At 68.7% G+C, this 13496-nt stretch carries 11 protein-coding genes; 7 read left to right on the top strand and 4 right to left on the bottom strand.

The window, feature by feature from the left end; all coding sequences use genetic code 11:
• Positions 1–268 precede the first annotated feature (268 nt).
• The 4 genes from WT24_RS10040 to WT24_RS10055 form a co-directional block, all read right to left on the bottom strand.
• Positions 269–598 carry a DUF3579 domain-containing protein gene (locus tag WT24_RS10040; protein ID WP_060033160.1) on the bottom strand — a complete coding sequence of 110 codons (330 nt, stop codon included), beginning with the start codon at positions 596–598 and terminating at the stop codon, positions 269–271.
• 27 nt (positions 599–625) lie between these two features.
• On the bottom strand, positions 626–1987 hold the full coding sequence (locus tag WT24_RS10045) for a sigma-54 dependent transcriptional regulator (protein WP_060033163.1): 1362 nt from the start codon (positions 1985–1987) through the stop codon (positions 626–628).
• The gene (locus WT24_RS10050) at positions 1977–3863 is read right to left on the bottom strand and encodes an ATP-binding protein (RefSeq protein WP_060033166.1); all 1887 of its coding nucleotides are present in this window, start codon (positions 3861–3863) and stop codon (positions 1977–1979) included. The genes WT24_RS10045 and WT24_RS10050 overlap by 11 nt, the downstream gene beginning before the upstream one ends.
• A gap of 158 nt (positions 3864–4021) precedes the next feature.
• A complete protein-coding gene (locus WT24_RS10055) occupies positions 4022–5386 on the bottom strand; it encodes a 2-hydroxycarboxylate transporter family protein (protein ID WP_059499385.1) in 1365 nt (454 codons plus the stop codon).
• Positions 5387–5878: 492 nt separating this feature from the next.
• On the opposite strand from WT24_RS10055, the gene WT24_RS10060 reads away from it, so the two are divergent.
• The 7 genes from WT24_RS10060 to zigA all read left to right on the top strand — a co-directional run bounded on the left by WT24_RS10060 (position 5879) and on the right by zigA (position 13457).
• Entirely contained in the window at positions 5879–6721 is an 843-nt protein-coding gene (locus WT24_RS10060; protein WP_059834448.1) for a MetQ/NlpA family ABC transporter substrate-binding protein, read from the top strand.
• 11 nt (positions 6722–6732) lie between these two features.
• Positions 6733–8145, top strand: coding sequence for an LLM class flavin-dependent oxidoreductase (locus tag WT24_RS10065; RefSeq protein WP_060033168.1), 1413 nt, complete (start codon positions 6733–6735; stop codon positions 8143–8145).
• Positions 8146–8162: 17 nt separating this feature from the next.
• Positions 8163–9341: a methionine ABC transporter ATP-binding protein gene (locus tag WT24_RS10070; protein ID WP_060033172.1), complete on the top strand. Its 1179-nt coding sequence runs from the start codon at positions 8163–8165 to the stop codon at positions 9339–9341.
• Positions 9334–9990 (top strand): methionine ABC transporter permease, encoded by a 657-nt coding sequence (locus tag WT24_RS10075; RefSeq protein ID WP_027781522.1) that lies wholly within the window; start codon positions 9334–9336, stop codon positions 9988–9990. The genes WT24_RS10070 and WT24_RS10075 overlap by 8 nt, the downstream gene beginning before the upstream one ends.
• A 53-nt stretch (positions 9991–10043) precedes the next feature.
• Positions 10044–10886: a hypothetical protein gene (locus tag WT24_RS10080; protein WP_060033175.1), complete on the top strand. Its 843-nt coding sequence runs from the start codon at positions 10044–10046 to the stop codon at positions 10884–10886.
• Positions 10883–12094 (top strand): acyl-CoA dehydrogenase family protein, encoded by a 1212-nt coding sequence (locus tag WT24_RS10085; protein ID WP_060033178.1) that lies wholly within the window; start codon positions 10883–10885, stop codon positions 12092–12094. Before WT24_RS10080 ends, WT24_RS10085 begins: the two co-directional genes overlap by 4 nt.
• A gap of 154 nt (positions 12095–12248) precedes the next feature.
• Positions 12249–13457 carry a zinc metallochaperone GTPase ZigA gene (gene zigA / locus WT24_RS10090; RefSeq protein WP_059499378.1) on the top strand — a complete coding sequence of 403 codons (1209 nt, stop codon included), beginning with the start codon at positions 12249–12251 and terminating at the stop codon, positions 13455–13457.
• The last annotated feature ends 39 nt before the right edge of the window (positions 13458–13496 follow it).

Consider the following 13496-nt stretch of genomic DNA (forward strand, 5'->3'; position numbering starts at 1 on the left):
CCCGGCAGTCGGTTGCGGAGAGTCCTGCGCATCTCACGTTGGCTCGGTCGCGACGATGCTCTTCATTCTTCTATGGCCATCGATCGCTTGTGCTGTGCTCAATGCTATTGCATATAGACGTTGGTCGTTACGCAAATGGTGTATCGCGTTCGTCATCGTGACCTTGTTGGAGATTCTGTTTCATCTCGCTACCTACGTGGTCTGATCGATGGGTCGCATGGGTAACAGATGAAATGACTCGCGATCGTTATTCGAGGTTTCGCACGCATCAGCGCACCGCCAACACCGGCGCGCTCCGAACCTCGACCGGCAGATCATTGTCCGCCGCAAACCGCATCGCGAAGTCGAACGCATCCGCGCACACGTCGCGCAACTCGTCGGACACGAACAGGCATTTGACGCCGCCGTCGACGACCGGCATCGCGAGCCGTGACAGCGTGCACGGATAGCCGGGCCGCCGTTCACCGACGATCAGCGTGATGACGCCCGCGAGCCGCTCGGGCCAATCGCTCGGGCGAAAGGTTTTCCGCGCGTGCGTGACGCCGCGGATCAGGTGGCCGGCGAGACGGCCCCGTTCGGTGATGTCGATGCGATCCATGCCGATGTGCGTATCCTCTCGTTCGCGTCATTCGCCGCCGTCGGCCGCCGCGTCGCCGCGCGCGGGAATCCGCAGGTGACGCAGCTTGTGATAGAGCGTTTTCTTCGGCATGCCGAGCGCCTCGCTCGCATCCGCGACGTTGCCACCGTGACGCCGCAGCATGTCCTCGATCAGCATCCGCTCGAAATACGCGAGCTGTTCCGCGAGCGTGCTGCCGGCCGTCGGCGCGCCGCCGGACGACAGCAGGCTGTCGCCGGTCAGCCCGAGCACGAAGCGGTCGGCCACGTTCTGCAGCTCGCGCACGTTGCCGGGCCACGCGTGCGTCATCAGTTCGGACATCTGCGCGGCGGTGACGACCGGCGCCGGCTGCCCGAAGCGGCGCGCGGCCGCGAGCACGAAATGCTCGAACAGCAGCGGCACGTCCTCGCGCCGCTCGCGTAGCGGCGGCAGCTCGATCTGCGCGACGTTCAGGCGATACAGCAAATCCGCACGAAAGCGGCCGTCGGCCGCGAGTTCGGCGAGATCGGCCTTCGACGCGGCGATGACGCGGCAGTCGACCGGAATCAGTTCGTTCGCGCCGAGCCGCTCGATCACGCGCTCCTGCAGCACGCGCAGCATCTTGATCTGCAGCGCAATCGGCATCGTCTCGATCTCGTCGAGGAACAGCGTGCCGCCGTTCGCCCATTCGATCTTGCCGATGCGTTTCTTGATCGCGCCGGTGAACGCGCCGGCTTCATGGCCGAACAGCTCGCTCTCGAACACCTGCTCGGGCAGGCCGCCGCAGTTCAGCGCGACGAAATGCGCATCGCGCCGGCCGCCGAAGTCGTGCAGGCTGCGCGCGATCAGCTCCTTGCCGGTGCCCGTCTCGCCGGTGATCAGCACCGACACCGACGTATCCGCGAGGCGCAGGATCTTCTTGCGCACGTCGGCCATCGCGGGCGACTTGCCGAGCACGAACGCCTCGATGCCTTGCCAGTTGTTCAGCGCCGCACGCAGCCCCTGCACCTCGAGCGTGAGCCGGCGCTTCTCGACGGCGCGCGCGACGCGGCCGGCGATCAGGTCCGACGAGAACGGCTTCTCGATGAAGTCGTACGCGCCGACCTGCATCGCGCCGACGGCCGTCGAGATGTCCGCGTGGCCGCTGATCAGCACGACCGGGATCTGCGCATCGACGGCCATCACGCGGTCGAGCAACTGCAGCCCGTCGATGCCCGGCATCCGCACGTCCGACACGATCACCACCCGCGCGCCGGGCGCGACGTGGGCGAGCGCGTCGGCGGCGGACGCGAACGCGTCGACCGGGAACCCGGCGAGCGCGACGGCCTGCTCGACGCCGATCCGGACGTTCTCATCGTCCTCGACGACCAGCACCCGAATCTCATGTTCCATGCTCTGTCCTTTGTTGCGGCGTCGCCGCCGCGAATTCGATGGTGAACTGCGCGCCGCCTTCGTCGCGGTTCGTCGCGGCGATCTTCGCGCCGAACGCCTCGACGATGCGCGACGTGATCGCGAGACCGAGCCCGAGGCCCTGGCCGCGCGGCTTGGTCGTGACGAACGGCTCGAACAGGTGCGGCAGCACGTCGGGCGCGATGCCGGCGCCGCTGTCGGCCACCGTGAAGCGCACGCGGCCGGCATCGTCCGCTTCGGCCGCCTCGATGACGATGCGGCGCACCGGCGCGTCGTGCACCGCGTCGAGCGCGTTGCCGAGCAGGTTCACGATCACCTGCTGCAACTGGCTCGATTCGGCCGAGACCGTCGTGCCGGGCGCGATGTTCACGTCGAGCCGCACGCCTTCGTCGCGAATGCGCGCGTCGTAGATGAGCCGCGCATGCGCGACGGCCTCGTTCAGCGACACCGCGACGCGCTCGACGTCGGGCTTGCGCGCGAAGGTTTTCAACTCGCCGGTGAGCACGGCCATGCCGTCGACCAGCTTGCCGACACGTTCGAGATTCGCGAGCGCCGGCGCCGGCTGGCCGCGTTCGAAGAACGTGCGCGCGTTGTCGCACAGCGTGCGGATCGCGACGAGCGGCTGGTTCAGCTCGTGCGTGAGGCCGGCGGCCATCTGACCGAGCACCGCGAGCTTGCCCGCGTGCACGACCTCCTGCTGCGACGCGCGCAGGCGCTGCTCGGTGCGTTCGCGCTCGTCGATCTCGCGCTGCATCCGCTCGTTCGCGGCCGTGAGCGCGGCCGTACGCTGCGCGACCGTCAGCTCGAGCTGGTCGTTCGCGCGGCGCAGCGCGTCCTGCGCGCTCAGCCGCGCGATGATCGCCCGGCGCCGCTGGATTGCATAGCCGACGAGCAGCGCGACGATCAGGAACGCGCCGGTGACGAACACGAACGCGGTTTGCTGCTGGCGCCGCGCGCCCGCGATGTCGAGCAGCACCATCAGCGAATCGCCGGCCTGCGGCGCGGGGCGCGACATCACGAGATAGCGCGCGGTGCGGCCGGCGCGGTGCGGATCGGGAAAGGTGCCGAACCAGGCGGCCGAGCTGCGGTCGCCGATGCGGCGATAGGGCAGCGCGTCGACGGTGCGGCCCGCGTACTGGCGCGACGCCTGGATGTCGCGCTGCTGCTGCGCGGTGATCGGGCGCAGCGCGGTGAATTTCCACGAAGGCTCGGTCGAGATCACGACCACGCCGTTGCCGTCGACCACCAGCGCGGCGACGCCCGGCGCGCGCCACGCCGATTCGAGCGGGTCGACGCTGATCTTCACGGCGGCCACGCCGATCGGCACGCCGTCGCTGCGCACCGCGCTCGCGAAGTAGACGCCCGGCACGCCGGTGTTGGTGCCGATGCCGAAGAAGCGGCCGCTGCCGCGCGCGAGCGCGTCCTTGAAATACGGCCGGTACGACACGTTGGTGCCGACGAAACTGATCGTCTCGTTCCAGTTGCTGGCGGCGATCACGTCGCCTTGCAGATCGATCACGTCGACCGCGCCGCTGCCCGCGTCGCGATTCACGGCTTCGAGGTAGGTGTTCACCGCATGCACGAGTTCGGGCGCATCGTTCGGCGCGGCTTTCAGCATCGCCCGCACGCCGTCCTGCCGCGCGACCAGGCCGGGCAGGATCTCGAAGCGGCCGAGCTCGCTTTTCAGGCTCGACGCGTACAGGTCGAGCCGGTGCGCGCCGGCCTCCTCGAGCGCGTCGATCGCGCGTTCCCACGCGAAATCGACGGCCGCGCCGGCCACGCCGACATACAGCACCGCGGCCGATGCCCAGCCCCACCACGGGATTCCCTTGAAGCTCTTCTGCACGTTCGCCCTCATCAAGCCCGCTACCGGTCGTCCGCTACCGGTCGTCCGCTACCGGCCCTCCGCAACCGGCCCTCCGCAACCGCACGCTCGGAACGACGCGCGCCGCGCGCCGGCAGGGCCGGCGGCGGCGCGTGCGAAGCAGCCGGCGCGACGATGCGCGCGGCCGCGCGTTATCCGAAGTGCGCGACCAGGATCAGCGTCACCGTGACGACGATCGCGCCGCCGATCCGCGTGGCGATCTGCGCGAACGGCATCAACTGCATCCGGTTCGCGGCGGTCAGGATCGCGACGTCGCCGGTGCCGCCTTGCCCGCTGTGGCAGGCGTTCACGATTGCGGTGTCGATAGGGTACATCTTCAGCAGGCGGCCGACCACGAAACCGGTGCCCATCAGCGTCGCGACGGTCGACACGATCGTGACCACGTTGACGATCGTGAAGGCGGCGGTCAGCTTGTCCCACGGCGTCATCGCGACGCCGATCGCGAACAGCAGCGGATACGTGACGGCGGTCGAGAAGAACTTGTAGACGACGAACGCGCCTTCCTGCAGCGGCGGCGACACCGCACGCGCGAGCTTCACCAGCACCGCGAGGAACAGCATCGCGACCGGCGCGGGCAGGCCGAACAGCTTGTGCGCCATCAGGCCGACGAGGTACAGCGTGATCGCCGTGATGCCGGCGCCCGCGATGTGCGTGACGTCGACGTGGCCGCGGATCTCCTCGCTTTCCGGCGTCATGTCGCCGCTTTCGCCGACTTGCAGGCGGCCGTTGCCGGTCAGGTGCGGCAGGCGCTTGCCGAGCATGTCGAGCGCGCCCGACAGGATGATCGCGGTCAGGCTGCCGAGCATCACCGACGGCAGCACCATCGCGAACATCTCGCCTTGCGGCAGGTGCATCAGTTCCGAATAGCCGATCGACAGCGGAATCGCGCCTTCGCCGACGCCGCCCGCCATGATCGGCACGACGATGTACAGCAGCGTGTGGCGCGCGCCGAGGCCGAGCGCGGTGCCGACCGCCGTGCCGACGATCGCGGCCGCGATGGAGCCGACGGCGAGCGGGACGAAGATCTTCACGAAGCCCTGGATCAGCACGCGCCGGTCCATGCTCAAGATGCTGCCGACGATGATCGACGCGATGAACAGGTACAGGAAGTTGGTCGACTTCGTGAATTCGACCGTCAGGTTCAGCACCGGCTTCGGCAGCACGTGGTAATAGGTGAGCGCCGACGGCACGAAGGTCGCGAAGATCGCGGCCGCGCCGATGTTGCGCAGCAGCGGCAGGCGCTTGCCCAGTTCCGCGCAGGTGAAGCCGAAGAACGCGAGGACGGCGATCGCCATCGAGATTTCGCCGGGCACCTTGCCCGTCACCGCGAAGCCGACGATCAGTCCGAACAGGATCACGTAGACCGGCAGCGGGATGATGCCGATGCGGATTTCCATCAGCTTCCACCAGCCTTGCGGCCAGAAGCGTTCGCGCGTGGCGGGACCGGCTGCGGCAATCGGCTCGGGATGGGACGGGGTTTGGATAGAGGTCTGCAAGACGTGTCTCCTGATGTTTGGAATGCCTGCATTCGCTTCGCGGCATCGTGTGCCGTCTATTACGCAACCCCCGTGCCAGCATCGCAGCCCGCCGGAATATTTTTAATGCATTGATTCATAAGGGATTTGTTTCGTCTGCGGAAAGGGTTCTCCACGCCGGCTGGCCGAGATTTCGGAATCGGCGCGGCGGGCAGGCCGAGATTTCGGCCTGGCGGCGCCCGGGCAGCCGGCCGTTGCTTCGCTACGGCGCGCGCCGGCGATCGGCGCGGCATGGCCGGTATTCGGTCTGCCGGGCAGCGCAGCGCGCCCGACGCCGCCATATCGCCGCGCGCGATTTTCTTCGCACAATCGCTTCGTAGACCGCCCTCCCGCCGCTCTCTATCATCGGCTGATCCTTTTCCGATGCAACGACGACTGTCCGGAGAACGCCCGTGCGTTCGCCGCGGCGTCGCTCATCCGTCGATACCGTCTTTGGACAGGAGAGTGGTTTCCATGCTGCATCCCGTTTTTTCCGCCCGCTTTTCCGCCGGCCGCCTGGCCCGCCTGCTGACGGCCGCGCTGCTCGCGGCATGGCTTGGCCTCGTGCTGCCGAACGGCGCGCGCGCCGACACCGCGCCGCTGAAGGTCGGCATCTCGACCAGTCCGCAGATCGAGGCGCTGAAGATCGCCGCGAAGGAGGCGAAGGCGCAGGGCCTCGACGTGAAGATCGTCGAATTCACCGACTGGAATACGCCGAACGCGGCGCTCGCGAACAAGGACATCGACGTCAACTACTTCCAGCACATCCCGTTTCTCGAGAACGCGAAGAAGCAGGGCGGCTACGACTTCATCGCGATCGCGCCCGGCACGATCATGAAGATCGGCCTCTATTCGAAGAAGGTGAAAAGCTTCGCCGAGCTGAAGGACGGTGCGCGCGTCGCGATCGCGAACGATCCGGTCAACGGCGGGCGCGGGCTGTTGCTGTTGCAGCGCGCGGGGCTGATCACGCTGAAGCCGGGCGCCGACTACCGTGCGACGACGCACGACATCGTCGCCAATCCGAAGCACCTGAAGATCATCCCGCTCGAAGCGTCGCAGCTCGCGCGCTCGCTCGACGACGTCGACCTCGCGCAGGGCTACCCGAGCTTCATCAAGCTCGCGGGCACGGCCGACCCGAACAGCGCGCTGCTGTTCGACGGCACCGAGAACAAGAACTTCGCGATCCAGTGGGTCGTGCGGCCCGAGAGCGCGAACGACCCGCGCATCCGCAAGTTCATCGCGATCTACCAGCACTCGCCGGCCGTGCGCCGGGCACTCGACAACGCGTTCGGCTCGCTGTACGCGATCGCGTGGTGACGGAGCCAGACATGACGACGGCGAATCGCAAGAAGATCCTGCTCAACGCGTTCAACATGAACTGCGTCGGGCACATCAACCACGGGCTGTGGACGCATCCGCGCGACCGCTCCGCGCACTACACCGATCTCGACTACTGGGCCGATCTCGCGAAGACGCTCGAACGCGGCAAATTCGACGGGATCTTTCTCGCGGACATCGTCGGCGTGTACGACGTGTTCGGCGGCGGGCCCGACGCCGCGCTGCGCGAATCGGTGCAGGTGCCCGTCAACGATCCGCTGCTGCTCGTGCCGGCGATGGCGCAGGTCACGCGGCATCTCGGCTTCGGCGTGACCGCGAACCTGACCTACGAGCCGCCGTACCTGTTCGCGCGCCGCATGTCGACGCTCGATCATCTGACGAAAGGGCGCGTGGGCTGGAACATCGTGACCGGCTATCTCGACAGCGCCGCGCGCGGGATGGGTCTCGCGCAGCAGATCGGCCACGACGACCGCTACGAGCGCGCCGACGATTACATGGACGTCGTCTACAAGCTGTGGGAACGGAGCTGGGACGACGACGCGGTGATCCGCGACGCGCAGGCGCGGGTGTTCACGCAGCCGGGCAAGGTGCGGCGCGTGAAGCACGACGGCCCGTTCTATTCGATCGATGCGATTCACCTGAGCGAACCGTCGCTGCAGCGCACGCCGGTGCTGTACCAGGCCGGCTCGTCCGCGCGCGGCGTCGAGTTCGCGGGCCGCCACGCGGAATGCGTGTTCGTGAACGGGCAGAGCAAGGCCGCGGCGCGCGCGGCGGCGCTCGACATCCGCGCGGCCGCCGCGCGGCAGGGGCGCGACCCGACGTCGATCAGGATTTTCGCCGGGGTGAGCGTCGTGACCGCCGAGACCGAGCGGCTCGCGCGCGAGAAATTCGACGAGTACCGGCGCTACGCGAGCCCGGAAGCCGGCCTCGCGCACTTCGCGAGCTCGACCGGCATCGACTTCGCGAAATACGGCCTCGACGAGCCGATCTCGTACGTGAAGACCGATTCGATCCAGTCGGCGGTCGACGCGATCTCGCGCAAGAGCACGACGGGCACGTGGACGGTGCGCCGGATGCTCGTGCAGATGTCGCTCGGCGGCCGTTATGCGCCGATCGTCGGTTCGCCGTCGCAGGTCGCGGACGAACTGCAGTCGTGGATCGACGAGACGGGCATCGACGGTTTCAACCTGACGCGCACCGTGATGCCGGAATCGTTCGAGGATTTCGTCGATTGGGTCGTGCCCGAGCTGCAGAACCGCGGCGTCTACAAGGAAGACTACGATCCCGCGCCGACGCTGCGCGAGAAGCTGTTCGGCGCGGGCCCGCGCCTGCCTGCCTGGCACACCGGCGCGCAGCACCGGCCGACGGCCGTATCCGAACCCGCGCATCCCGCGCATGCCTAACGTGACGGAGCGAAGCGATGACGCAATTGTTCGATACGCTGGGTTTCATCGAGGCATCGGCCGTACGCGCCGGCGCCGCTGCGACGGCGCATGAGGAAACGGCCGCGCCGGCCGACGGCGCGGCCGTGTCGCTGGAGCAGGTCGGCAAGGTGTTCGCGACGCCGCGCGGCCACGCCGCCGCGCTGCGCGACGTGACGCTCGACGTGCGGCGCGGCGAGGTGTTCGGGATCATCGGCCGCAGCGGGGCCGGCAAGTCGACGCTGCTGCGGCTCGTGAACGGCCTCGAACGGCCGAGCTCGGGCCGCGTGCGCGTGCAGGGCGTCGACGTCGGCGCGCTCGACGAGGATGGCCTCGTCGCGTTGCGGCGCCGCACCGGCATGGTGTTCCAGCATTTCAACCTGCTGTCCGCGAAGACGGTGTTCGAGAACGTCGCGCTGCCGCTGAAGATCGCCGGCGTGCCGAAGGCCGAACGCGTGCGCAAGGTCGAGGCGCTGCTCGATCTCGTCGGGCTCGCCGCGAAGCGCGATGCGTATCCGGCGAGCCTGTCGGGCGGACAGAAGCAGCGTGTCGGCATTGCGCGGGCGCTCGTGCACGATCCCGAGGTGCTGCTGTGCGACGAGGCGACGTCGGCGCTCGATCCGGAAACCACGCAATCGATTCTTGCGCTGCTCGCGGACATCAACCGCCGCCTCGGGCTGACGATCGTGTTGATCACGCACGAGATGGAGGTGATTCGCGCGGTGTGCGACACCGTGGCGGTCATCGAACAGGGCGAGGTCGTCGAAACGGGGCCGGTATGGCGCGTGTTCGGCGATCCGCGCCACGGTGCGACGCGTGCGTTGCTGAGCACGCTCGGGTACGACCTGCCGGCCGAGCTGGCCGCGCGCGTGCGGCCGCTGCCCGAGCCGGCCGCGCTGCCCGACGGCGCGCAGGTCGTGCTCGACGTCCGCTATACGGGCGAGAGCGGCGGCGAGCCGGACGTCGGCGCGCTAGCAGCGGCGCTCGGCGGCTCCGTGCGGTTCCTGCACGGCGGCATCGAAAGCATTCGCGGGCATGCGCAGGGGCGGCTCGTGATCGCCGCGACGCCGCGTGCGGACGACGCCGGCCAGTCGGCGGCGCGCGGCGGTGCGGTCGCCGCGCTGCTCGAACGCGCGCGCCGCCATGCGAATCGCGCGGAGGTGCTCGGCTATGTTTGAGCTCTGGTGGCCCGAACTGCTCGACGCGATCCGCGACACGCTGTCGATGGTCGCCGCGTCGGCCGCGATCGCCGCGCTGATCGGCATCCCGCTCGCGGTGATTCTCGTGACCACCGCGCCCGGCGGCATCTACGCGCGGCGCGGCGTGAACGCGGTGCTCGGCGCGCTCGTCAACGTGTTCCGCTCGACGCCGTTCATCATCCTGCTGGTCGCACTGCTGCCGTTCACGCGCGTGCTGATCGGCACGACGATCGGTGTCTGGGCGGCCGTCGTGCCGCTGTCGATCGCCGCGATCCCGTTCTTCGCGCGGATCGCCGAAGTGAGCCTGCGCGAAGTCGATCGCGGGCTGATCGAGGCCGCGCTCGCGATGGGCGCGAAGCGCCGCCACATCGTGTGGCACGTGCTGCTGCCCGAAGCGCTGCCCGGCATGCTCGGCGGGTTCACGATCACCGTCGTCGCGCTGATCGGCTCGACCGCGATGGCGGGCGCCGTCGGCGCGGGCGGGCTCGGCGATCTCGCGATCCGCTACGGCTATCAACGTTTCGACACCACCGTCATGGCGACCGTGATCGTGATCCTGATCGCGCTCGTCTCGGCCGTGCAAATCACGGGCGACCGCCTGGTCCGACGCGTGACCCGGCGCACCTGAGCGACGCCACGAGCGTCCGCTTGCTTCCTTCACGATCCTGAGAGAGAAAAACGATGACCTTGCCCCTCGGCGCGCCGCGCGAATGGAACGGACAATTCGAGGAAGCGCTGTTTCTCGACGTGGCGCGACGCCATCGTCCGGACTTCCCCGACAAATTGGCGACGCCGCCGCGCGAGCCGCGCAACGACGATGAGCTGGCCGCCGTCGCCGACTACTACACGAAGATGGCGTCGCACGACCTGTTCATCGTACAGGTCGTCGCGAAGGCGATCGACACGCTGTTCCGCGACGATCCGCATTTCCAGCTGATCCTGTCGCGCCAGCTCGGCGACGACGGCGCGCATGCGGTGATCGGCCGCGAGCGCGTGACCGCACTCACCGGGCGCGACCCGCTGCCGGAAGTCGACCGGCTCGTCGCCGCGCACTGGGCACGCATCGGCGACATCGCGGTGCGCGACGTCGCGGGGTTTCTCGCGTTCGAATGGCATTACGAGCTGCACATCCTCGCGAAGCTGTGGATTCAGCGCAAGACCGGCCGCATCGGCGACAGTGCGATGCGCGAGCACGGCGAGAACCGGATTCGCCCGGACGAGGAGTGGCATCGCGTGCAGATCGTCCAATGGTGGTTCGACACGCTGCAGGCGCTGCCGGCCGCCGAGCGCGACGCGCTGATCGATCGTGTGATCGCGGCCGACGAGGAAACCCAGGCGCGGCTCGACGGCTACCTGCACGACGAGTACGCGCACACGGCGCTGGTGTTCGGCGCGGATATCGCGGAATATCGTGCGATCTACGACGACTGGCGGCGCGAGATCCTGTCGCGGCTGACCGGCCGCCGGCTTGGCGCACTCGTACCGCTGTCGGGCGAAACCGCTGAACAGGAAGCCGTCGCATGAACGATCCACGCCGCCCGGCGACCCTCGAGCCGGATACCGATACGCCGGCCGTCGACCGCGCTGCGCTGGCGCGCGCGATCGACGCACTGCGCGCGAGCGCCGCGGAGCGCGACCGCGCGGGCGGTCATGCGGCGCAGGAGAAGCAGTGGCTCGCCGATGCGGGCCTGCTGACGCTTGCGGTGCCGCGCGCATTCGGCGGTCAGGAAGCGGCGTGGCCCGCGATCTACGACGTCATCCGGCAGGTCGCGCGGGTCGACAGCGCGCTCGCGCATCTCGTCGGGTTCCAGTGCCTGCAAGTGGTGAGCGTCGACGTGTGGGGCAGCGCCGCGCAGCGCGAGCGCTACCTGCGCGGCACGGTCGACGAGCGCTGGTGGTGGGGCAACGCGGTCAATCCGCTCGACACGCGGCTCGTGGCCACGGCGACGGCCGACGGCGGCTACCGGCTCGACGGCGTGAAGGGCTTCTGTTCCGGCACGCGCGGCTCGCAGCGGATGACGGTGTCCGCGCACGATCCCGCCACCGGCCGGACCGTGTTCGGCGTGGTGCCGACCGATCGGGTGGGGATCACCGTCAACGAGGATTGGGACCCGATCGGCCAGCGCCAGACCGACAGCGGCAGCGTGCGCTTCGACGGCGTGGCGCTCGCGGCGGACGAGGTGCTGCATCGTTCCGAGACTCCGCCGACGCCGCGCGCGACGCTGCGCACGCTCGTGTCGCAGCTCGTGCTGACGAACCTGTTCGTCGGCCTGGCGGAAGGCGCGCTGGCCGAGGCGCGCGATTACGTGCGACGGCATGGCCGCCCGTGGATTCACTCGGGCGTCGAGCGGGCCGAAGACGATCCGTACACGCTCCAGCGCTTCGGCGACATGCGCGTGCGCGCGATCGCCGCGGCGGCGCTGGCCGATCGCGCGGCCGGCATGTTGCAGCACGCGTGGGCGCGGCAGGATGCGCTGACGGCCGACGAACGCGCCGAAGTCGCGCTCGCGGTATCGGAAGCGAAGATCGTCGCGCAGCGCGCGGCGCTCGACAACGGCGAGGCGCTGTTCGATGCGTGCGGCGCGCGCGCGACGGCCGCATCGCTCGGCCTCGACCGCTTCTGGCGGAATGCGCGCACCCATACGCTGCACGATCCGCTCGACTACCGGCTGCGCGACGTGGGCCGGTTCGCGCTCACCGCGGAATTGCCGCCGGCGTCGCTCTATACGTGATACGCAGCGCGGCGGCACCGGCAAGGCGCCGCGTGCTGCTGCCTTCGCCGTTGCCACATCGATGAGCCGACCTGCTGGACGTCTGGAATGATATGTTATATCGTAGCGATACAATATATCATTTCATTCTCAACGCCCTGTTCCGGAATCGCCGATGAGCCCCGCCCTTCACCCGTCCACGCGGCTTCCCGTGACCGTCCTGTCCGGCTTTCTCGGCGCCGGCAAGACGACGCTGCTCAACCACATCCTCAACAATCGCGAGGGCCGGCGCGTCGCGGTCATCGTCAACGACATGTCGGAGGTCAACATCGATGCGGCGCTCGTGCGCGACGGCGGCGCGGGGCTGTCGCGCACCGACGAGAAGCTGGTCGAGATGAGCAACGGCTGCATCTGCTGCACGCTGCGCGAGGATCTGCTGATCGAAGTCGACCGGCTTGCGCGCGAAGGGCGCTTCGATCAGCTCGTGATCGAATCGACCGGCATCTCGGAGCCGCTGCCGGTGGCCGAGACGTTCACGTTCGAAGGCGAGGACGGCCGCAGTCTCGGCGAAGTCGCGCGGCTCGACACGATGGTGACGGTGGTCGACGCGTTCAATTTCCTGCGCGACTACGCGTCGCGCGACAGCCTGCAATCGCGCGGCGAATCGATGGGCGACGAGGACGCACGCACGGTCGTCGATCTGCTGATCGACCAGATCGAGTTCTGCGACGTGCTCGTGATCAACAAGATCGACCTGATCGACGGCAGCGCGCGCGAGCGGCTGGTCGCGCTGCTGCGCGGGCTGAACCCGCGTGCGCGGATCGAGATCGCCGAATTCGGCAAGGTGCCGCTCGAGCGTGTGCTCGACACGGGCCTGTTCGACTTCGACGCGGCGTCGCGCGCGCCGGGCTGGCTGCAGGAGCTGCGCGGCACGCACACGCCGGAGACCGACGAATACGGCATTCGCAGCTTCGTCTATCGCGCGCGGCGGCCGTTCCATCCGCAGCGCTTCCTCGATCTCGTCGAAAGCGAATGGCCGGGCGTCGTCCGCTCGAAGGGGTTCTTCTGGCTGGCCACGCATCCGACCGTCGCCGGTTCGTGGTCGCAGGCGGGCGCGGTTGCGCGGCACGGGCCGGCCGGCCACTGGTGGGCGGCCGTGCCGCCCGAGCGCTGGCCGCAGGATCCGGAAGCCGTCGCGCAGATCCGCGCACGCTGGGACGAGCACGTCGGCGACGCACGGCAGGAGCTCGTGCTGATCGGCATGGACATGGACGAGCCGGCGCTGCGCGCGCGTTTCGACGCGTGCCTGCTGACCGATGCCGAGATGGCGACCGGCCCCGAACACTGGACCACGTGGGACAACCCGTTTCGCGACTGGCCCTGACCTGAACGCGCGCTGCCTGCATCGATCCGGATGGAGAAG

The organism is Burkholderia sp. MSMB1078WGS, assembly GCF_001528895.1.
GTDB lineage: Bacteria > Pseudomonadota > Gammaproteobacteria > Burkholderiales > Burkholderiaceae > Burkholderia.

Coding starts and splice junctions, on each gene's coding strand:
- WT24_RS10045 (WP_060033163.1), bottom strand. CDS start 1,987: ATGGAACATGAGATTCGGGTGCTGGTCGTCGAGGACGATGAGAACGTC.
- WT24_RS10040 (WP_060033160.1), bottom strand. CDS start 598: ATGGATCGCATCGACATCACCGAACGGGGCCGTCTCGCCGGCCACCTG.
- WT24_RS10075 (WP_027781522.1), top strand. CDS start 9,334: ATGTTTGAGCTCTGGTGGCCCGAACTGCTCGACGCGATCCGCGACACG.
- WT24_RS10050 (WP_060033166.1), bottom strand. CDS start 3,863: ATGAGGGCGAACGTGCAGAAGAGCTTCAAGGGAATCCCGTGGTGGGGC.
- WT24_RS10085 (WP_060033178.1), top strand. CDS start 10,883: ATGAACGATCCACGCCGCCCGGCGACCCTCGAGCCGGATACCGATACG.
- zigA (WP_059499378.1), top strand. CDS start 12,249: ATGAGCCCCGCCCTTCACCCGTCCACGCGGCTTCCCGTGACCGTCCTG.
- WT24_RS10065 (WP_060033168.1), top strand. CDS start 6,733: ATGACGACGGCGAATCGCAAGAAGATCCTGCTCAACGCGTTCAACATG.
- WT24_RS10060 (WP_059834448.1), top strand. CDS start 5,879: ATGCTGCATCCCGTTTTTTCCGCCCGCTTTTCCGCCGGCCGCCTGGCC.
- WT24_RS10080 (WP_060033175.1), top strand. CDS start 10,044: ATGACCTTGCCCCTCGGCGCGCCGCGCGAATGGAACGGACAATTCGAG.
- WT24_RS10070 (WP_060033172.1), top strand. CDS start 8,163: ATGACGCAATTGTTCGATACGCTGGGTTTCATCGAGGCATCGGCCGTA.